Origin of the sequence: Stenotrophomonas sp. SbOxS2 (assembly GCF_013416715.1) — a bacterium.
In the GTDB taxonomy this organism is placed as follows: Bacteria; Pseudomonadota; Gammaproteobacteria; order Xanthomonadales; family Xanthomonadaceae; genus Stenotrophomonas; species Stenotrophomonas lactitubi.
On sequence record NZ_JAAVXD010000001.1, the window covers coordinates 307509 to 327535 of the forward strand.

Genomic DNA, 20027 nt, shown 5'->3' on the forward strand with positions numbered 1-20027 from the left:
TCATGGCAGGCTCCGGTGCGCGGTGGCGGCAAGGAAGGCATCGGTTTCCAGCAGCGCCAGGCGTTCTGGATCTGCAATGCCCTGGCGCGCCCAGATCTGCAGTCCATCGTTGCAGTCGCCCCATGCTTCCACGCGCGCTTTCAATGTGGCGTGGCGTGCCTGCAGCGCGGCCAGCGCTGCGTCGGTGTCGGCGCTGGCGGTGTCTGGCTGCAGTGCATCAAAGGCCGCCTGCGCAAAGGCGCTGATCGCATCGGGCACCAGCACCTGCGCCTGGTCGATCAGGTAGCGGTGCTTGCCGCCGGTCACCCGCCACACCAATGCGCGGTCGCGCGAATCGAATTCCTCCACGCCGCGCACGGTCTCGATCACTTCCGGACCGGACAGCGACAGCCGCCCCTCCTCGGACATGATCACCGTGCTGCAGCAGCGGGCGACGATGCCCATGCCACCGAAGGCGCCGTTGCCACTGCCGATCAGCGCCACTACCGGCACCCCCGTCGCACGCGCACCCAAGGTGGCGCGCATGATCTCGGAAATGGCGATTAGGCCGGCGTTGGCTTCATGCAGGCGCACACCACCGGTATCGAGCAGCAGCAGCACGCCATCGGGATGGGTGTCTGCCGCGCGGCGCAGCAGGCCGCTCAGCTTGGCGCCATGCACCTCACCCACACCGCCGCCCATGAATTCACCCTGCTGCGCGGCCACCAGCACGTGTTTATCACGCAGGCGTCCCTCGCCGACGACGATGCCATCGTCGAAGGCGGCTGGTTGGTCGAGCTGCGCCAGGTGCGGGCTGATGGCGCGCTGGGCCGGGCCGAGAAATTCGCGGAACGATCCCGCATCGAGCAGCCCGGCGATGCGCGCGCGGGCATCGGCTTCGTAATAGCTGTTGCGCTGCGCGTGCGTCATGGCTTGCCTCCGGCATGCAGGGTCTCAACCGCCTGGTCCAGGCGCAGGCTGACCACGGCTGGTGTGGCGCCGGCATCGTTGATCGACACGCGTACATCGCGCAGGGGGTGACGCTGGGCGAAGTCGGCGATCACCGCCTGCCATACCGTGCCGAAGCCACGCGCGGCGGTGATGATGCGCACCGTCATCGCACCGTCCAGGTCGGCCGGTTCCAGCAGGATTTCCAGGTTGCCCGAAGCCAGTACGCCCACCAGCACGGCATCGGTGGGGAAGCGCACAGGCGTCGTGCCGTCGAATCGATAGTCGAGGGTTTCCATGGCGTGCCCCTTACCAGTTGCGGAAGCGCTTGGGCGGGTCGTACAGACCGCCGGACCAGCGCACCAGGTCTTTCACCGAGCGCGCGGCAAGAAGATCGCGGCTGGCGTCACGCACGTTGATGCCGAGATCGTCCGGGCGGCGGATCACTCCACGGTCGCGCAGGTTTTCCACCATCGCGCGATCGCGGCCCCTGCCCACGGCGGTGTAGCCGGCCACGCCGCGGATCGCCTGCTCGCGCTCTTCCGGACTGCGGCACAGCAGCAGGTTGGCGATGCCTTCCTCGGTCAGCACATGGCTGACGTCGTCGCCGTAGATCATCACCGGCGGCAGCGGCATGGCCGCGCGTTCGGCCAGCTCCCAGGCATCGAGGCGGTCGACGAAGGCCGGCGCCATGTGCTCGCGGAAGGTTTCCACCATCTGCACCACCAGCTTGCGCCCACGCGGCATTTCGCCCCGCCGCGCGGCCTGCTGGCCGGCCTTGAGCCAGGCGTCGCTGGCGTGGCGGCGGCCGCGTGCGTCCGAGCCCATGTTGGGCGCGCCACCGAAGCCGGCGATACGGTCGCGGGTGGCGGTGGAACTGTTGCCCTGCAGGTCGATCTGCAACGTGGAGCCGATGAACATGTCGCAGGCATACAGTCCTGCAGTCTGCGAGAACGCGCGGTTGGAGCGCATCGAACCGTCGGCGCCGGTGAAGAACACATCCCCGCGCGCGGCGATGTACTTCTCCATGCCCAGTTCCGAGCCGAACGAGTGCACCGATTTGACGAAGCCCGATTCGATGGCCGGAATCAGCGCCGGGTGCGGATTGAGCGCCCAGTGCTGGCAGATCTTGCCTTTCAGCCCCAACGATTCGGCATAGGTCGGCAGCAGCAGTTCGATCGCCGCGGTATCGAAACCGATGCCGTGGTTGAGGCGGTTCACCCCGTACTCGGCGTAGATGCCCTTGATCGCCATCATCGCCATCAGCACCTGGATCTCGGAAATCTGCGCCGGGTCGCGGGTGAACAGCGGTTCGATATGGTTCGGGCGCGGCGCCTGCACCACGAAGTTGACCCAGTCGGCAGGAATGTCGACGCGGGGGAGGATGTCGACGATCTCGTTGACCTGGGCGATGACGATGCCGCCACCGAACGCGGTGGCTTCGACGATCACCGGCGTGTCTTCGGTGTTGGGGCCGGTGTAGAGATTGCCGTGGCGGTCGGCGGCCTGCGCCGCGACCAGTGCCACGCGCGGGGTGAGGTCGATGAAGTAGCGGCCGAACAGTTCCAGGTAGGTGTGGATGGCGCCGATCTGGATGCGCCCTTCGGCCACCAGGTTGGCCAGCCGCACCGATTGCGGCCCGGAGAAGGAGAAGTCCAGCCTGGAGGCGATGCCGCGCTCGAACACATCCAGGTGCGAGGGCAGCGACAGCACCGACTGCACCATGTGCAGGTCATGCACCCTTGCCGGATCGAGGTCGGCCAGCGCCTGGGCGAGGAAGTCGGCCTGCTTCTGGTTGTTGCCTTCCAGGCAGACCTTGTCGCCCGGCTCCAGCAGCGCGTGCAGCAGATCGGCGATGTCGCCGGCCGCCACCTCGTGGCCCTTGGCCCATGGCGCGGCGCGCTCCAGCCGCGCCTGGCGGCCCCGCTCCAGCGTGTCCCAGCTCGGGTTCATCGACGGACTTCCGAATGGCGTTGAAATAATTACGCCATAATTATGGAGGCATGTGCAACCCGCAGCGCAGCAAAGAAAAGGCCCGCGCGGAGGCGGGCCCATTCAGGTGGGCCACGACCGTTGGTCGTGGCGGAGCGTCGGCCGACCAACGGTCGGCACCCACCGTTTCCGCTGCGCGCCTCAGAACTTCCAGCGCAGGCTGACCGCCACGAAGCGCGGTTCGCCGTAGTTGTTGTAGTCCAGGTTGGCCCAGTAGGTCTTGTCCAGCGCGTTGCGCACGCTCAGCGTCGCCGTCCAGTTGTCGCTGATGCGGTAGTTGGCGTTGAACTGCACCAGCGCATACGCCGGCTGGTTCACCGTCACCGTGGTGCCCACGCCCACCGGGTAGGGGATGTTGTAGCCCTGCACCTTGCTCTGCCACTGCACGCCACCGCCGATGCTCAGGCGCTCCAGCGCGCCGCGCAGCTGCAGCTGGGTATTGAGCTGCAGCAGGTTCTCGGCCGGATTGGCGTACAGCAGGTCGGTGGCCGCGCGGGTCACCTTGACGTGGGTATATCCGGCATTGACCGTCCAGCCCGGCAGGATCTCGCCGTTGACGTCCACTTCCCAGCCGCGCGCCTTGGTGCCGTTGACGCCGATGTAGGCCGAGCTGCCGTCGCTCAGTGAGCCTTCCGGCACGCCCATGTCACGCACCGCGTAGTTGTCCTGCTTGGCCTCGAAGATCGCTGCGTTGGCAGTCAAACGGCCATCAAACCACTGCGTTTTCAGGCCCGCTTCCAGGTTCGAGCCCTGCACGGGAGCCAGCAGGTTCTCGTTGCGGTCCTTGTAGTTCTGCGGGTTGAAGATCTCGGTGTAGCTGGCATAGGCCGCCACGTTCGGGGTGATGTCGTACACCAGGCCCACGTACGGGGTGACTTCATCGCTCACCTTGTACGCGCCGCTGGTGGCGGTGTAGGCACCGGCGGCGTTGTAGGCGCGGGTCTGGGTCTGCCAGCGGCTCAGGCGTGCGCCGGCGATCAGCGCCAGCGGGCCGGCCAGGCGCAGGCGGGTGGCCAGGTAGAAACCGCTCTGCGTGGTCTTGGCCACGCGGCGTGCGCCGGTGAGGGTGTAGGTCACTTCGGAGATGTCGCCATCCCAGGTGTGCACGTTGGGGATGTAGTAGCAGCGCTCACGGCCACAGGTCGCCCAATCGCGCGGGTAGTTCAGCGCCAGGGTATTGGTGGTGCCTTCCAGGTCGGCCCACTGTGCGCCCACGGTCACGTCGTGCTCCTGGCCCCACAGGTTGAAGGTGCCGGTCAGGTAGGCGTCGACGTTGCGGCGGGTGTCTTCCGAATCGCCGGCGGCAGTGCGCAGGTAAATGCCCGCGCCGGTCACCGGGTCGGGATTGCCGGTGCCGTACAGGCGCATGTTCTGCACGTTGCCGCGGGTGTAGGCGGTGTTGATCTTCAGCAGCCAGTTCTCACCGAAGCGCTGTTCCAGGTTGGCGAATACCGTGCTGGTCTCGCGCTGCCAGTAACTCCACTTCGGTGCCAGGTTGGTCGAGCGCGGCAGATGCGCGAAGTTACCCTTGCTGTCGAAGAACGGCACAGTGCCCCAGGTCGAACCCACCGGGTTGTTGTCCTGGGTCTGGTAGCCGACGGTAACCGTGGTGCTGTCGGTCACATCGCCTTCCAGCACGGCCATGCCGGCCATCTTGTTCTCTTTGTAGCGGTCGTAATAGAAATCGCGGTCGGTGTAGGCGGCGACCACGCGGCTGCGGAAGCGGCCGTCGGCGGTCAGCGGCGCGGTCACGTCCGCCTCCATGCGGCGGTAGTCCCAGCTGCCGGCACTGACCGAGAACGAGGCGTCGAACTCCTTGCCCGGGCGCTTGCGCAGCAGGTTCACCGTGGCCGACGGCACGCCGGCGCCGCTGAGCAGACCATTGGCGCCGCGGATCACTTCCACCCGGTCGTAGAAGGCGGTGTCGTATTCCTGGTTGGTCGAGCCGCTGTAGGTGGGGATGCCGTCCACCTGGAAATCGGTGATGGCAAAGCCGCGCGCGTAGTACAGCGGGCGCTGGGTGTCATAGAAGGACACGCTGACGCCGGTGACATTGCGCATCACGTCGTTGAGGCTGAACAACGATTCGTCCTGCAGGCGCTGCAGGCCGATCACCGTGGACGACTGCGGCGTTTCCTGCAGGGTGATCGGCAGGCGGGTGGTGCTGGACGGCGGCGCGGACTGCTCGGCGCGCACGCTTACCCGGTCCAGGGTCTTGGCGTCGGAGGCGTCGGCAGCGACCTCGGCGAACGCCGACGGTGCAACCACGGCGAGGGAGGACAGCAGGGCAGCCGGCAGCAGCGCACGGCGGGGCAGGCGGGTACGGAGAGTCAGGGACATGGCGGGCTCGAAGCGTGAAGGCGGGGAAGGGGCGGCAACAGTCGTCCAGCACCCGGGCGGCGGCTTCGGGCACATCAGGTCCATCTGGGAGCGGCGCGGTCACTGCGCAGGACGCAAATGTAAATAATTCTTAACAACATTACAATTCGCGTCATTGCGCACGGGTTTGTCGGCGCCTGACAGGGATTTCTGTAGAGCCGAGCCCATGCTCGGCTGTCGGCAACCGCGAGGAGCAGCCGAGCGCAGGCTCGGCTCTACAGGTGGGTGCGACACAAACGCAGACGGCCACCCGAAGGTGGCCGTCCGTTTCCGTCCAATGGCAACCGCAGGCTTACAGCGCCTGCAGTTCCTCGTTGGCGTTGCGCTTTTCCTTGGCCGGGGCCGGCGCGGCCGTTGGTGCCAGGGCCGGTGTCGCGCCTGCTTCCACCGGAACGTCCAGGTAGGGCAGGTGCAGGGTCTGGCTGGTCAGCGTGCGGATCTCGTTGGTCAGCGCGGCACTGTCGTTGAGCTTGCGGCCGTACGACGGCACGATCTCGCGCAGGCGGGCTTCCCAACCGGCCTTCATCTGTTCCGGGAAGGCCTTGGCCATCAGGTCGAGCATGATCGGCGGCGAGGTCGAGGCGCCCGGTGAGGCACCCAGCAGCGCAGCGAGGGTGTGGTCCTTGTCGGTCACGATCTCGGTACCGAACTGCAGCACCGCGCCCTTCAGCGGATCACGCTTGATGATCTGCACGCGCTGGCCAGCGGTGACCAGCTTCCAGTCGCCCGGCTTGGCGTTCGGGAAGTACTTGACCAGTTCGGCCTGGCGATCGGCGTCGTTGAGGCGCGCCTGGCCCATCAGGTACTGCACCAGGTCCAGGTTGTCCTTGCCCACTTCCAGCATCGGGCCGACGTTGTTGTGGTTGACCGACGAATACAGGTCCCACCACGAGCCGTGCTTGAGGAACTTGGTGCTGTACAGCGCGAACGGCCCGAACAGGACCACCGGCTTGCCATCCAGCTTGCGCGCATCCAGGTGCGGCACCGACATCGGCGGCGAACCGGTTTCGGCCATGCCGTAGGCCTTCACGCCATGGCGCGAGGTCACGTCCTGGCCCTGGAAAGCGAGGAACTGGCCGCCCACCGGGAAGCCCGCGTAGTCCTTCGATTCCGGGATGCCCGACATCTGCAGCAGCTTCAGCGCGGCGCCACCGGCACCGATGAACACGAAGCGGGCGTGGGTGGTGGACTCGGTGCCGGCCTTGAGATCCTTCACCGTCACGTTCCAGCTCTTGTCCGCGTTCTGCCGCAGGGCGCTGACCTCGTGGTTGAGGTGCAGGCCGAAGTTGGGGCTGTGCTGCAGGCCGGCGGTCAGCTGGCGGGTGATGACGCCGAAGTTGACGTCGGTGCCCAGCGGCATCCAGGTCGCGGCGACCTTCTGCTTCGGGTCGCGGCCTTCCATCAGCAGCGGTGCCCACTGCTTGATCTGCGCCGGGTCTTCGGAGTACTGCATGCCGTAGAACAGCGGGTTCTTCACCAGCGCCTGCTGGCGCTTGTGCAGGTAGGCGATGTTGTCATCACCCCAGACGAAGCTCATGTGCGGGGTGGGGTTGATGAAGTCGCTGGGCTGGCTCAGCCGGCCTTCCTTCACCTGGTGCGACCAGAACTGGCGCGAGACCTCGAACGATTCGGCGATGCCGACCGCACGCTTGGTCTCGATGCTGCCATCGGGCAGTTCCGGGGTGTAGTTCAGTTCGGCGAATGCCGAGTGGCCGGTGCCGGCGTTGTTCCAGCCGTCCGAGCTTTCACCGGCGACGCTGTCGAGGCGCTCGTAGACCTGGATGTTCCAGTCCGGCTGCAGTTCCTGCAGGTAGGTGGCCAGGGTGATGCTCATGATGCCGGCGCCGACCAGCACCACATCGACGGGCTTGTCGTTGCTCGCGGCGGGCACCGAGCGCTGGGTCAGCGGCCAGTACAGGAACAGTGCGGCGACCAGCAACAGCAGCACGAGCAGGGCGAGCAGGGCCTTGCCAAATTTCTTCATGGGGGCGGAATCGTTGGCGGGGGGAAGGGGTCAGGATGCGCAAGAAGCAGAGAAAGAGCGTGAAGAAACAACGCCTTGCAGCATTCCAGTGGCAATTTTAACCGCTTCTGGTCCGATTTTGATGCAACGCAGCATCCGTCCTGCGCGTTCTACCCCATCCCCGGTCGCGCCGGGCCATGCCCGGCGGCTGTTTCCAGCGACGCGCGTCAAGACAGTTCAAGAATCTCGTCACCGGCCTCGTCGATCTCGCCGGTCGCCTTCCAGCCAAGATGCCGATAGAAGCCATACGAGCGCGAACGCGGGTCTGCCGAGCAGGCCAGGAACAGGCGGGTGTGTCCGGCATCGCGGGTCAGGCTGACCACCTCCAGCAGCAGCTGCCGGCCGATGCCACGGCCTTCGTAGTCCGGTAACAGGGCCAGCACCAGCACCTCGCCGCTTTCGCGGTCAGCAAAGCAGTAGCCGGCCATCCGCTCGCCCTCCCAGGCGACGCGGCCAATCGAATCGCCATCAGCGATGCCTGCGGCCCAGCTCTCTTCGGTGATGCCCAGTTCGGCCAGCTGCGCGGCGCTGAAGGCGTTCTCGCGGGTGCACCCACGAAGGTCGATGCAGGCAGCGGCATCATCGGGGAGGGCATCGCGGTAGTGGATCGTCATCTGGGAGACCTGTGGTCGAATGGAACCACATGATTGTGGACGCCCCGGATGGAGATTGGATGGAGACGGCGGCGGTCTTCAATCACTGCCGATGGTGAAGTATTCCGCCGCGAAGTAGGCCAGTTGATAGGCCAGTGTCGCTGCGGCCAGCACCAGTTGCATGCGCGCGCTGCGCAGATGCCATCCCAGCGCCGCAACGATGAGCATCAGCGCCGTGTGCAACGGGTAGGCATCCCCCAGCAGCCGCCATCGGCTTCCTCCCTTGATCGCGGTGTCCACAAGGTCCAGTAGCGTCAATATCGCGATCACCCCGAAGATCCAGCGCCGCCGCTGCATCAGGTAGTGGCCGTAACTGCCGTAGTCGCGCAGATCGTCGGGAAACAGCAGCGCGCACAGCAGGAACCAGGTCGCGCTGTAGGTGATCACGAACAGATAGGTTTCAAACGTCCAGCGGTGCACTTCGACGAGACGGAATTCCCACCACCAGAAGGTGACCAGCGACACCAGCGTCCACATCACCCAGCACAGGTGCAGCGCCGAACAGCCACGTCGCTGCGGGTGCTCGATGATCTGCGCCAACCCCTTCAGCAGGGTGGTGATGGACAGGCCGAGGATGATCCCCATCACCACGCGGATATGCAGGAATACCGGTTCGGTTTCCATCAGCCAGCCCCCTCGTCGGTTGCGCCGATGCTTGCACAAAAAGGGGACGTAGGGATCAAGTCGTTTATGGCAAGAAGGACTTGATCCCCTCGCTGTCCTCTTTTCAGCGCCTGCGCTGCACCAGCGCCGAGGCGGCGTCCAGCACCGCCCGGGTCAGCAGGGCCATCGTCTGCACGTCGCCCTTCCAGTGCTGCCAGTACAGCGGCACGTCTTCCCACGCGCGCTGCCGCACATACACCAGGCGCCCGGCATCCAGATGGCGCTTGACCAGTGGCAGGGGATTCATCGTCCAGCCGAGCCCGCCCAGATTGGCCTGCACGAAGGCACGGGTGGAGGGAATCCACCAGGTCGGCGCGGTGCTGGGCAGGTCGGCGCCGGCCATGCGCCGGGCAAAGCGTGACTGCATGTCGTCCTTGCGGTTGAACACCAGCACCGGTGCCTGCGCCAGCGCCTGTGCGGTCACGCCCTTGGCGAAGTGCTGCTCGCGGAACGCCGGCGTACAGGTGGCGGCGTAGCGGATGCTGCCCAGCGCGTGGATCTGGCAGCCCTGCACCGGCTCGTCCAGGGTGGTCACCGCACCCAGCACGGTGCCCTGGCGCAGCAGCTCGACGGTGTGGTCCTGGTCTTCCACCCGCAGGTCCAGGGTAGTGCCGGTGCCCTGCGCGAACTGCTGCGCGGCCTGCGGGAACCAGGTCTCCAGACTGTCGTGGTTCACCGCCACCGGGATGCTCGCCTGCGGCAGGTCTTCGTCGGCCAGGCCCATCCGGTGCAGGGCATCGTGCTCCAGCAGGGCGGTCTGCTCGGCCAGCTGCACCAGCAGCTGGCCTTCGGCCGTGGCGGTCGCAGGCGTGCCACGTTTGACCAGCAGCCGGCCGATGCGGTCTTCCAGTGCCTTGACCCGCTGCGAGATGGCCGAGGGGGTGACGTTGAGCGACTGCGCAGCACGGTCGAAGCTGCCTTCGCGGATCACCGCAGCCAGGGCCCGCAGCTGTGCATGGTCGATGCGCATGGCAATTAAGCTCCGCTAATGTTGGTTTAGTAAGTTTAGCTCGTCTTTTCTATGTTGCGGCGCGACAATGACGCCCGTTCCGGTGCTGTCCGCCTTCGCGAGGCACCGCTCCCCCAAGCAAGACAAGGTAGTGAATCCCATGTTCTCGGTCATCTCCGCCAGCACCGGCCTCGGTGCCTGGTTCAGTGGTGCGGCTACCGGCATCGGCCTGTTTGCCGTGGTCGGCGCCCAGAGCGCCTTCATCCTGCGCCAGGGCATCCTGCGCAAGCACATCGTGCCGGTGGTGGCCACCTGTGCGGCCATCGATGCGATCTTCATCTTCGCCAGCGTGGCCGGCCTGCGCACGCTCACCACGGCGCTGCCGTGGCTGACCACCGCCGTCCTCTGGACCGGCGTGGCCTTCCTGGCCTGGTATGCGATGAAGTCCGCACGCCGTGCGATCGCCGGCGGCGGCGGCATGGGCGAAGCCGACAGCGATGACGGCAGCCGCCGTGCGGTGCTGATGGCGGCGGTCGGCTTCTCGCTGATCAACCCGCACTTCTGGCTGGACATGATGGTGATCGGCTCGATCGCCGAGAACTTCGGCAATGCACGCATGGCCTTCGCGGCCGGCGTGGTCACCGCCAGTTGCCTGTGGCTGACCGCGCAGGGCCTGGGCGCGCGCCTGCTGGCACCGCTGTTCACCAAGCCCAGCACCTGGCGCGTGCTGGACGGCACCATCGCGGTGATCCTCAGCATCCTGGCCCTCACTCTGGCGGTGCGCGGGGTCCATTGACCCGGCGCACGCCCCCCGAACCCACGTCCTGACTCTCTCTCCAAGGTAAAGGTAGTGGTAACGACGGCACCGGCAACGGTGCCGTCGTTTTTTCTGTCCACTGGCGGATGCGTCGACGGGTTGCCTAGAATCGGCCTGCGGACAAGGGGTCCGTCTCCAAGGGGGAAGGATGCGCAGGACTGTGCTTGCCGTGCTGTTGTGCACGGTCGTGGGAGGGGCGACGGCGGGGGCCGGCGAGGTCGATCTGGACCGCTATCTCCGGCAGGAAGCGTTTACCGACATCAGGATTTCGCCCGGGGGCGAGTACGTGGCTGCCACGGTCCCGATCGAGGCCGGCACTGCGCTGGCGATCTACAGGATCGCCGACATGAAGATGGTCGGCACCTTCCGGCCGCCCCGCAACAACCATGCCCACACCTTTGATTGGGTCAGCAATGACCGTCTGCTGGTGGGAATGGCGCAGAAGTTCGGCGTGCTTGATCGCCCCGCGCTCACCGGCGAACTGTTCGGTATCAACGCCGATGGCAAGGGCGGTGAACTGCTGGTCGGCTACCGCACGGCTGAAACCGGCCTGGGCACCAACATCAAGGTCAAGCCGGCCGGCATGGTGGCCGCGTTCCTCACCGACGAATTGAAGGATGACGACCGCAACGTACTGGTTGCGGTAACACCGTTCACGGCCAACGCCTTCACCCAGTTGGAGCGGATGGACGTGAACACCGGTCGCCGCAATGCCGTGGCGCGGGCGCCGATCGCACAGGCGGAATTCACTACCGATGCCCAGGGTGAGGTGCGCTTTGCCTACGGTTCCGGCACCGACGAGACAAACAAGAAGCTCTATTACCGCGCAGGTGCCAGCAGCGAGTGGGTGCTGCTGAACGATGAGGCGCTCAGCCGACGCATCGAGGCGGCTATCGGCTTCTCTGCTGATGGCCGCCTGGCCTATCTGCAGACCGAGCAGGCCGAGGGACCCGATGCAATCGTCAGTTGGGACCCGCAGAGCAACGAGCGTCGGGTGGTACTGCGCGATGAGGTGGTCGATCCGCATCGGATCATCTTCCGGCCGGGAACCCGCGTGCCGGTGGGAGCCGAGTTCCTTGGCGACGTGCCACGGACGCGCTTCTTCGACGAAGCCTCGGCCGAAGCGCGCCTGTACCGCAGTCTCGAGGCAGGGCTGGGCGGCCCCGTGTACATCACCTCCAGTACCCGCGATGGCCGCACGGTGCTGGTGGAATCGCACTCCGCGCGCAACCCGGGCGACTTCTATCTGTACGACACCATCGACAAGAAGGCGCGCCACCTCATCAGCCGCAGTGACTGGATCGATCCGGCGCAGAGCGCCGTCGTCCAACCGGTCAGCCTGAAGGCGCGTGACGGGTTGGCGCTGCATGGCTTCCTCACCCTGCCGGCAGGCCAGCCGGCCACCGGCCTGCCCATGGTGGTGATGCCACATGGTGGGCCGATCGGGATCTTCGACGACGGAACGTACGATGTGGATGCACAGATGCTGGCTGCTGCCGGCTATGCCGTGCTCCAGGTCAACTACCGTGGTTCGGCCAACTATGGGCGTGCGCACGCCCAGGCCGCGAAGCTGCAGTGGGGACGGGCGATGCAGGACGATGTCACTGATGCCACGCGCTGGGCGATCGCGCAGGGCACGGCCGATCCGGCGCGCATCTGCATCTACGGCGGCAGCTATGGCGCCTATGCGGCGATGATGGGGCCGGTGCGCGAGCCCGGCCTGTATCGCTGCGCTGCCGGCTATGTCGGTGTCTATGACCTGCCGTTGATGTACGCCCGCGGTGACATCCAGGATGATGCATCCGGATTGACCTACCTGCGCGAATGGGTCGGCCGCCCGAAGGAGCTGGTCGAGCAGTCACCGGTCAACCTCGCCGCCCAGATCCGCGTGCCGGTGCTGCTGGCGGCAGGAAGGGAAGATCAACGCGCACCGGTGGTGCATACCCAACGCATGGAGGCGGCGCTGAAGCAGGCCGGCACGCCGGTGGAAGCGCTGTACTACAAGGCCGAGGGGCACGGTTTCTACAGTCCGGCCAACCAGCGCGATTACTACACCCGCTTGCTTGCCTTCCTGTCGCGCAGCCTGGGCGGTGGTACGGCAGCCGCCGCGACGGCTCCGAGCAAAGCCAAGGCACCCTGAAACAGACGCGGCGGCAACCGCCATGGTTGCCGCCGCAGCCACTCGCCAATGGGTGTTACTTCACCCCATGCATCATCCGCTTCAACAGCGGCGCGGCGATGAAGGCCAGCAACGCGCAGCCCAGGCCGATCCACATCAGCAGCCAGAACAGGTGTGCGTAGGCACCGGCGGCCGCGGCCATGTCCAGTGTTTCGCCTTCGGGCACGTCAATCGCCGCCAGCTTTCCGAACAGCGCGGCCAGCGTTTCCGAGAAGGCTGTCGCGAGGAACCAGGTGCCCATCATCAGGCTCATCACCCGTGGTACCGCCAGCTGGGTCACCGCCGACAGGCCTACCGGCGACAGGCACATCTCGCCGCTGGCCAGCAGGAAGTAGGCCAGTACCAGCCACCACACGCTGGCCATCTCGCCGGTGGCGCCGACGTGCTGCGCGGCCAGCGCCAGCGGCACGAACGACAGCGCGCCGATCACCAGGCCCCAGGCCGACTTCACCGGCTTGCCCGGCTCCCAGCCACGGCGGTCCATCCACGTCCACAGTGCAGCGAACGCTGGCGCCAGCAGCACCAGGAACAGGCCGCCCAGGTAGGTCAGCGAACCGGCAGTCTGCGGAATCACCAGGCAGTCGCGCACCAGCAGCACCAGCATCAGCGCGACGATGGCGATGAAGAACATGCGCGGCGCGGATGAACCGGGGCGGCGTTCGGACAGGCGCGCGCTGACCACGAAGCCCAGCGGTGCCAGCAGCAGTGACACGATCGACCATGGCAGCGGCGAGCCTTCGCGGATCACCAGTGCCGGCACGATGTCCTTGGTCAGCAGGCGGTCGGTGAAGGTCACCCACGAGCCGTACGACTGCTCGTACATCGTGAAGAACACCAGCGCCATGAAGATCAGCACCATCAGCGCGATCATCTGCTGGCGCTGCACCGGCGTGCACTTCGTGCCGGTGAACCACGCGAACCAGACCAGCACGCCGCCCAGCACCACCAGCATCAGCATCAGCGCCAGGCTGATTTCACCGCCAAGCGCGAAGGCACCGTTGCCGGCCGCCCACATCAGCCAGGCCACCGGCAGCACGCCGATCACCGCGCACAGGTAGATCAGCCATTCGCGCGGCAGGCCCAGCACCTTCTGCTTCAGCGTGGCCGGCTGCGGCGGTTCGGCGTGGCCCTGCAGGTATTTCTGGCCCCACAGGAACATCGCCAGGCCGGCAATCATGCCGATGCCGGCCGCGCCGAAGCCGTACTTCCAGCCGTAGACCTCGCCGAGGAAGCCGCATACCAGCGAGGAGAACAGGGCGCCCAGGTTGATGCCGGCATAGAACAGCGAGAAGCCCGAATCGCGGCGCGGATCGTCCTGCGGATAGAGCTTGCCGACGATGGTGGAGATGTTCGGCTTGAGGAAGCCGACGCCCATGATGATCAGCGCCAGCGACAGGTAGGTCACTGCCAGCGCCGAGGTGTCGCGCACCACTTCACCATTGACCCGGTACGCCGCGTGGCCTTCGAAGGCCATGCCCAGATGACCCAGCACCAGCAGGATGCCGCCGAACAGCACCGCCCGGCGCATGCCCAGCCAGCGGTCGGCCAGCATGCCGCCGAACACCGGGATGCAGTACACCAGGCCGCCATAGGCACCGAGCAGGTCCAACCCGGCCTTGTCGCCGAACAGGTGGTATTTGGTGAGATACAGCAGCAGCAGCGCCTTCATGCCGTAGAAGGAGAAGCGCTCCCACATTTCGGTGAAGAAGCAGACGTAGACGCCCTTGGGATGGCCCAGGAAGTCGTCGGAAGCGATAGCAGTGGAATTCATCGCGGAATTATAGGCCCGCGCCCGCTTTCAGTAGATCCACGCCATGCGTGGATGGCCGCCCCGGTACATGCCTACAGATACCGCAACCAGGCCAGGTCGCGTCGCCGTGCCTTGAACCGCGCGAACGCCCGCGTTGGTGGATACAGCACCACCGCCAGCGCGCAGGCCACCAGCAGCAGGCCGGCCACCGAGTCCAGTGCATACAGGCTGCCGTGGGTCGGGCCCCAGGTCTTCAACGCGGCCAGGTACAGCAGCTTCAGCACGTACAGGTGCAGCAGGTAGAAGAACATCGGCGCTGCACCGATATCGGCCAGCGGCCGCAGTGCACGCGCCAGCGGCGGCCACTCGTACAGCCGCAACAGCAGCAGGCCCACGCCCAGTGTCAGCAGCAGGAACTGCAGCGACGGCGGGTACTTGGTGATGTTGAACACGCTCATCCACGTGCGCAGTGGGGTCTGCTGGTATTGCCAGGGCGCGTCGCCATAGTCGTTGGCGAAGCGCAGCAGAGCGAAGGCGGCCAGCGCGCCCAGCCCGGCCCACAGCAATCGCTGCCGGCGCCGTTCCGGATCGCTGCCGGCGGCGAACCACGGCGCCATCAGGTAGCCCAGCGCGATCACCCCGATCCACGGCAGCACCGGGTAGGAGGTACGCAGGCTCAACGGCCCGACCTCGATCCAGTCGCGCTGGTGCAGCACTTTCCACAGCACCGTCAGGGCGCCGTCGCCCTGCACCCTTATGCCATCCAACAGGTTGTGGCCAACCACCAGCGCCACCGCCAGTACCACCAGCACCGGGCGCGGCAGCCACAGCAGGCCGGCCAGCGCGATCATGCTCAGGCCGATCGCCCAGATCACCTGCAGGTACACCGTGTCCGGCGGGAACTGGAACGTCCAGGCGAAGTTGACCAGGGTCAGCTCCAGCACCACCAGGAACAGGCCGCGCTTGAGCAGGAAGGCGGCGATGGCGCGGCGCGGATCGGCCTGGCGCTGGCCGTACAGCCACGCCGACAGGCCGGTGAGCAGTACGAACACCGGTGCGCACAGGTGGGCCAGCAGGCGGCAGACGAACAGGGCAGGGGACACGTTGGCCGCGTCCATCGGGTCGCTCACCTGGTACTGCAGGAAGAACGTCTCGCGGACGTGGTCGAGCAGCATCAGCAGCATCACGGTACCGCGCAGCTGGTCGATGGAGGCCAGCCGGGATGAGGCGGAAGGGGGCATGCAATGGGGCAGGTGCGGATCAATCGGAAGTTATAACATATCGTTTGCATGGCGCCCACTCGGGCTTTGCCGCATCGGTTGACTGGCGATGCCGGTGCGGGCCTGTGTCTGTTCCATGCTCGGCCCCCATCCTTTGGCACGCTGGACTTGCTGTCCCCTGAACGCTAGCGTGGCAGGGATTTTTTGCCAGCAGGGGCTTTCATGAACCATGACGCTGCGCCCAAGCAGCTCACTTTCCGCGCGGTGGTCCTTGCCATCGTGCTGGCGGTGGTGCTGTCGGCCGCAAACGCCTACCTCGGTCTGTTCGCAGGCCTGACCATCGCCACCGCGATTCCCGCCGCGGTCATTTCCATGGGCGTGCTGCGCCTGCTGGGTGGCGGTTCCATCCTTGAGAACAACATCGTGCAGACCGGCGCTTCGGCCGGTTCGTCGATCGCCGCCGGTGTGATCTTCACCATCCCCGCGCTGGTGATCATGGGCTACTGGCCGGACTTCAAGTACTGGTGGGTGCTGGGCATCGCCGGTCTCGGCGGCCTGCTGGGCGTGCTGTTCTCGGTGCCGCTGCGCCGTTCGATGATCGTCGAAGACCCGCTTCCGTTCCCGGAAGGCAAGGCGGCGGCTGAAGTGCTCAAGGCCGGTGAAAACCCCGGCCCGGGCCTGAAGATCCTCGGCCTGTCGGCGGTGATCGGTGCCTTCGTGAAGCTGGCTGCGGAAAGCGGCATGCGCCTGATCCCCGACGCCTGGGCCACTTCGGCCTATGTCGGCAGCTCCAAGGTCACCGCGTTCATCGGTACCAACCTGTCGCCGGCGCTGCTGGGTGTGGGCTACATCGTCGGCCTCAACGTCGGCATCGTGGTGGTGTCCGGCTCGATCCTGACCTGGCACATCGCCATTCCGATCTACCAGGCGTTCTTCATGAACACCGATCCGGCGCTGGCCGCCTCGATCGCCACCGCCTCATCCACCGAAGCGGCGTTCGCCATCTGGGGCGCGAAGATGCGTTACCTGGGCGTCGGCGCGATGCTGATCGGTGGCATCTGGACCCTGATCTCGCTGCGCAAGTCGCTGCTCAACGGCGTCAAGAGCGGCTTTGCGGCCGCGCGCAAGAGCGGTGGCCCGGTGCTGGCGCACACTGAGCGCGACCTGCCGATGAAGTGGATGCTGGTGGCCCTGGTGGTGTTCACCCTGCCGCTGCTGGCGCTGTACCAGGCCATCGTCGGCCAGTGGCACGTGTCGATCCCGATGACCCTCATCATGATCGTCGCCGGCTTCCTGTTCGTGTCGGTGTCGGCCTACCTGGCTGGCCTGATCGGTTCGTCCAACAACCCGGTCTCTGGCATCACCATCTCCACCATCCTGTTCGCTTCGGCAGTGCTGGTGCTGCTGCTGGGCAAGGACGGCCTGCAGCCGGTCGGTGCCTTCGGTGCGCCGCTGGGCGCGGTGGCCGCGATCATGATCGGCGCGGTGGTGTGCTGTGCCGCCGCCGTAGGTGGCGACAACCTGCAGGACCTCAAGGCCGGCTACATCGTCGGTGCCACCCCGTGGAAGCAGCAGCTGATGCTGGGCATCGGCGCGTTCTCGTGCGCGCTGATCATGGCCCCGGTGCTGAACCTGCTGGCCACCGCCTACGGCATCGGCGTCAAGTCGGAGCTGCATCCGAATGCGCTGGCTGCACCGCAGGCGAACCTGATGGCGTCGGTGGCCAAGGGCCTGTTCGGCGGCGAGCTGCCGTGGACCTTCATCGGCATCGGTGCCGTGGTCGGTGCCGCCATCATCGCGTTCGACAGCTGGCTGAAGTCGCGCAACTCGCGTTTCCGCGTGCCGGTGCTGGCCGCGGCGATCGGCATCTACCTGCCGCTGGAACTGATGGTGCCGATCTTCCTCGGTGGCCTGATCTCCTACCTCGTCGAGCGCTTCCACAAGGTGCGTGCCGATGACGAAGAGGGCCGCGACCGCGTGCACAAGCCGGGCGTGCTGTTCGCTGCCGGCCTGATCACCGGTGAGGCGCTGATGGGTATCGCCATCGCCGTGCCGATCGTGGTCAGCAGCCGTGCCGACGTGCTGGCCGTGCCGTTCCACCTGCCGGCCGCGCAGTGGATCGGCCTGGCCGTGCTGTTCCTGGTCGGCTGGTTGATCTACCGCACCGGCAAGCGCGCCGTGGCGTAAGCGGAACGGGTAGTGCTGGCCGCTGGCCGGCAACTCCAGGATGCCGCGATACCCGTGGTTGCCGGCCAGCGGCCGGCACTAACGCAGACCCCGCCCCGGCGGGGTTTGCTTTTTCTGGCGGCAGCTCGGCCCCGGCCATGACCGATGGCCTTGGCAGGCCCGGCCGCGCAGGCCTACCATCGGTTTTTTGCCGTCCTGCGGAGACCCCGATGAAACTGCGTCATGCCCTGCTGCCACTGAGCCTGCTGGCTGCCCTGCCCAGCGTCGCCGCTGCCCGTGGCCTGGAAATCCGCGACATGGTGGCCATGGACCGCGTCTCCGCGCCGGTACTGACCGCTGACGGCGGCACCGTGGTGTTCGCCAAGCGCAGCACCGATGCCAACCTCAAGGCCAGCACCGCCCTGTTCGCGCGCAACCTGCGCACCCGCGACGCGGCGCCGCCGAAGCAGATCACCCCGGCCGGCTGGAACGTCAACTCCGCCTCGCTGTCGGCCGATGGCCAGACCGTGTATTTCCTCAGCGCGAAGAACGGCAGCCAACAGCTGTACTCGCTGCCGATCACTGGCGGTGCTCCGCACCAGCTGACCGACTTCCCGGTGGACGTGGACAGCTACCACGTGTCGCCGCAGGACGACCGCGTGCTGTTCAGCGCCGGCGTGTTCCAGGCCTGCGCCTCGGACCTGGCCTGCACCGAAAAGAAGCTGAAGGACGTGGCCGGCGCCAAGGCCAGCGGCAAGGTCTTCGATTCGTTGTTCGTGCGCCATTGGGATACCTGGAACGACGGCCGCCGCAACACTCTGTTCGTGGCGCCGTTGCCGGCGGCCAAGGCTGGTGCGGTCAAGGGCGCTTCGGCGCTGAGCGCGGCCATCGACGGCGACGCTCCGTCCAAGCCGTTCGGTGGCAATGATGATTTCGCGTGGTCGCCGGATGGCAGCAGCGTGGTCGCCAGCATCCGCGTGGCCGGCAAGCAGGAGTCGTGGTCGACCAACTTCGACCTGTACCGCTTCGATGCCGCCGGCAAGCAGGCGCCGGTCAACCTGACCGCCTCCAACCCGGCCTGGGATGCCGGCCCGGTGTTCAGCGCCGACGGCAAGACCCTGTTCTACCGCGCGATGAAGCGCCCGGGCTTCGAAGCCGATCGCTTCGGCCTGATGGCGATGGACCTGGCCAGCGGCAAGACCCGCGAGATCGCTCCGCAGTGGGACCGCTCGGCTGGTGGCATCGCCCTGTCCGCCGACGGCACCAGCATCTACACCACTGCCGATGACCTCGGCGAACACCCGCTGTTCCAGATCGATGTGGCCAGCGGCAAGGCCACCAAGCTGATCGGCGACGGCAGCGTCACCGCTGTCGACGTGGCCGGCAACAGCGTGGCGATCACCCGCAACAGCCTGAAGAGCAACGACCAGGTGCTGGTCGGCCTGCTGCCGGCCGCTGGCGAGGCGATCGGCGAACTGCGCGCGCTGACCCCAGCTGCTGGCGAGGTGCTGAAGGACGTGTCGTTCGGCGACTACGAGCAGTTCGAGTTCAAGGGCTGGAACAACGACACCGTGCATGGCTATGTGGTCAAGCCGCACAACTACCAGGAAGGCAAGTCCTACCCGGTCGCGTTCCTGATCCACGGCGGCCCGCAGGGCAGCTTCGGCAATGGCTGGAGCTACCGCTGGAACCCGCAGACCTATGCGGGCCAGGGCTACGCCGTGGTGATGATCGACTTCCATGGCTCCACCGGTTACGGCCAGGCCTTCACCGATGCGATCAGCCAGCACTGGGGCGATCGCCCGCTGGAAGACCTGCAGAAGGGCTGGAGCGCGGCACTGAAGAAGTACGATTTCCTCAACGGTGACAAGGCCTGTGCACTGGGCGCCAGCTACGGCGGCTTCATGGTCAACTGGATCGCCGGCAACTGGAACAGCCCGTTCAAGTGCCTGGTCAACCATGACGGCGTGTTCGACCAGCGCATGATGGGTTACGCCACCGAAGAACTGTGGTTCACCGAGTGGGAGCAGGGCGGTACCCCGTACCAGAAGGCGGCGAACTATGAGAAGTTCAATCCGGTCAACCACGTGGCTGACTGGAAGAAGCCGATTCTGGTGATCCACGGCCAGCAGGACTTCCGCATTCCGGTCGAGCAGGGCCTGGCCGCGTTCACCGCTGCCCAGCGCCAGGGCATCGAGTCGAAGTTCCTGTACTTCCCGGATGAGAACCACTGGGTGCTGAAGCCGAACAACAGCATCCTGTGGCATGACACCGTCAACGCCTGGCTGAAGCAGCACATCGGCGAATAA

At 66.3% G+C, this 20027-nt stretch carries 14 protein-coding genes; 4 read left to right on the forward strand and 10 right to left on the reverse strand.

What is annotated here, in order from left to right; translation table 11 throughout:
• The 8 genes from HFK18_RS01535 to HFK18_RS01570 all read right to left on the reverse strand — a co-directional run bounded on the left by HFK18_RS01535 (position 1) and on the right by HFK18_RS01570 (position 9607).
• Positions 1 to 909 (reverse strand): biotin-independent malonate decarboxylase subunit beta, encoded by a 909-nt coding sequence (locus HFK18_RS01535; RefSeq protein WP_180163905.1) that lies wholly within the window; start codon positions 907 to 909, stop codon positions 1 to 3.
• Positions 906 to 1226: a malonate decarboxylase acyl carrier protein gene (mdcC, locus tag HFK18_RS01540; RefSeq protein WP_180163907.1), complete on the reverse strand. Its 321-nt coding sequence runs from the start codon at positions 1224 to 1226 to the stop codon at positions 906 to 908. The genes HFK18_RS01535 and mdcC overlap by 4 nt, the downstream gene beginning before the upstream one ends.
• Before the next feature lie 10 nt (positions 1227 to 1236).
• On the reverse strand, positions 1237 to 2880 hold the full coding sequence (gene mdcA / locus HFK18_RS01545; protein ID WP_180163909.1) for a malonate decarboxylase subunit alpha: 1644 nt from the start codon (positions 2878 to 2880) through the stop codon (positions 1237 to 1239).
• Positions 2881 to 3060: 180 nt separating this feature from the next.
• Positions 3061 to 5259 carry a TonB-dependent siderophore receptor gene (locus HFK18_RS01550; RefSeq protein ID WP_180163911.1) on the reverse strand — a complete coding sequence of 733 codons (2199 nt, stop codon included), beginning with the start codon at positions 5257 to 5259 and terminating at the stop codon, positions 3061 to 3063.
• A gap of 331 nt (positions 5260 to 5590) precedes the next feature.
• A complete protein-coding gene (mqo, locus tag HFK18_RS01555) occupies positions 5591 to 7282 on the reverse strand; it encodes a malate dehydrogenase (quinone) (RefSeq protein WP_180163913.1) in 1692 nt (563 codons plus the stop codon).
• A gap of 206 nt (positions 7283 to 7488) precedes the next feature.
• On the reverse strand, positions 7489 to 7935 hold the full coding sequence (locus tag HFK18_RS01560; RefSeq protein WP_180163915.1) for a GNAT family N-acetyltransferase: 447 nt from the start codon (positions 7933 to 7935) through the stop codon (positions 7489 to 7491).
• 78 nt (positions 7936 to 8013) lie between these two features.
• Positions 8014 to 8598: a hypothetical protein gene (locus tag HFK18_RS01565; protein ID WP_099819359.1), complete on the reverse strand. Its 585-nt coding sequence runs from the start codon at positions 8596 to 8598 to the stop codon at positions 8014 to 8016.
• A gap of 103 nt (positions 8599 to 8701) precedes the next feature.
• The gene (locus tag HFK18_RS01570) at positions 8702 to 9607 is read right to left on the reverse strand and encodes a LysR family transcriptional regulator ArgP (protein ID WP_049464713.1); all 906 of its coding nucleotides are present in this window, start codon (positions 9605 to 9607) and stop codon (positions 8702 to 8704) included.
• 139 nt (positions 9608 to 9746) lie between these two features.
• Between HFK18_RS01570 and HFK18_RS01575 the strand changes: the two genes are divergently transcribed.
• Positions 9747 to 10382 carry a LysE family transporter gene (locus tag HFK18_RS01575; RefSeq protein ID WP_025873889.1) on the forward strand — a complete coding sequence of 212 codons (636 nt, stop codon included), beginning with the start codon at positions 9747 to 9749 and terminating at the stop codon, positions 10380 to 10382.
• Between the two features lie 169 nt (positions 10383 to 10551).
• Positions 10552 to 12543: a S9 family peptidase gene (locus tag HFK18_RS01580; RefSeq protein ID WP_180163916.1), complete on the forward strand. Its 1992-nt coding sequence runs from the start codon at positions 10552 to 10554 to the stop codon at positions 12541 to 12543.
• Positions 12544 to 12598: 55 nt separating this feature from the next.
• On the opposite strand, the gene HFK18_RS01585 is transcribed toward HFK18_RS01580, so the two are convergent.
• The gene (locus HFK18_RS01585) at positions 12599 to 14353 is read right to left on the reverse strand and encodes an oligopeptide:H+ symporter (protein WP_180163918.1); all 1755 of its coding nucleotides are present in this window, start codon (positions 14351 to 14353) and stop codon (positions 12599 to 12601) included.
• 71 nt (positions 14354 to 14424) lie between these two features.
• The gene (locus tag HFK18_RS01590; protein WP_180163920.1) at positions 14425 to 15573 is read right to left on the reverse strand and encodes a heparan-alpha-glucosaminide N-acetyltransferase domain-containing protein; all 1149 of its coding nucleotides are present in this window, start codon (positions 15571 to 15573) and stop codon (positions 14425 to 14427) included.
• 201 nt (positions 15574 to 15774) lie between these two features.
• On the opposite strand from HFK18_RS01590, the gene HFK18_RS01595 reads away from it, so the two are divergent.
• Entirely contained in the window at positions 15775 to 17739 is a 1965-nt protein-coding gene (locus HFK18_RS01595; protein ID WP_025873881.1) for an oligopeptide transporter, OPT family, read from the forward strand.
• Positions 17740 to 17948: 209 nt separating this feature from the next.
• Positions 17949 to 20027, forward strand: coding sequence for a S9 family peptidase (locus HFK18_RS01600; protein WP_180163922.1), 2079 nt, complete (start codon positions 17949 to 17951; stop codon positions 20025 to 20027).

Excerpts from the sequence above, each read along its gene's own strand:
- HFK18_RS01535 (WP_180163905.1), bottom strand. The coding sequence starts at position 909 with ATGACGCACGCGCAGCGCAACAGCTATTACGAAGCCGATGCCCGCGCG.
- mdcC (WP_180163907.1), bottom strand. The coding sequence starts at position 1,226 with ATGGAAACCCTCGACTATCGATTCGACGGCACGACGCCTGTGCGCTTC.
- mdcA (WP_180163909.1), bottom strand. The coding sequence starts at position 2,880 with ATGAACCCGAGCTGGGACACGCTGGAGCGGGGCCGCCAGGCGCGGCTG.
- HFK18_RS01550 (WP_180163911.1), bottom strand. The coding sequence starts at position 5,259 with ATGTCCCTGACTCTCCGTACCCGCCTGCCCCGCCGTGCGCTGCTGCCG.
- mqo (WP_180163913.1), bottom strand. The coding sequence starts at position 7,282 with ATGAAGAAATTTGGCAAGGCCCTGCTCGCCCTGCTCGTGCTGCTGTTG.
- HFK18_RS01560 (WP_180163915.1), bottom strand. The coding sequence starts at position 7,935 with ATGACGATCCACTACCGCGATGCCCTCCCCGATGATGCCGCTGCCTGC.
- HFK18_RS01565 (WP_099819359.1), bottom strand. The coding sequence starts at position 8,598 with ATGGAAACCGAACCGGTATTCCTGCATATCCGCGTGGTGATGGGGATC.
- HFK18_RS01570 (WP_049464713.1), bottom strand. The coding sequence starts at position 9,607 with ATGCGCATCGACCATGCACAGCTGCGGGCCCTGGCTGCGGTGATCCGC.
- HFK18_RS01575 (WP_025873889.1), top strand. The coding sequence starts at position 9,747 with ATGTTCTCGGTCATCTCCGCCAGCACCGGCCTCGGTGCCTGGTTCAGT.
- HFK18_RS01580 (WP_180163916.1), top strand. The coding sequence starts at position 10,552 with ATGCGCAGGACTGTGCTTGCCGTGCTGTTGTGCACGGTCGTGGGAGGG.
- HFK18_RS01585 (WP_180163918.1), bottom strand. The coding sequence starts at position 14,353 with ATGAATTCCACTGCTATCGCTTCCGACGACTTCCTGGGCCATCCCAAG.
- HFK18_RS01590 (WP_180163920.1), bottom strand. The coding sequence starts at position 15,573 with ATGCCCCCTTCCGCCTCATCCCGGCTGGCCTCCATCGACCAGCTGCGC.
- HFK18_RS01595 (WP_025873881.1), top strand. The coding sequence starts at position 15,775 with ATGAACCATGACGCTGCGCCCAAGCAGCTCACTTTCCGCGCGGTGGTC.
- HFK18_RS01600 (WP_180163922.1), top strand. The coding sequence starts at position 17,949 with ATGAAACTGCGTCATGCCCTGCTGCCACTGAGCCTGCTGGCTGCCCTG.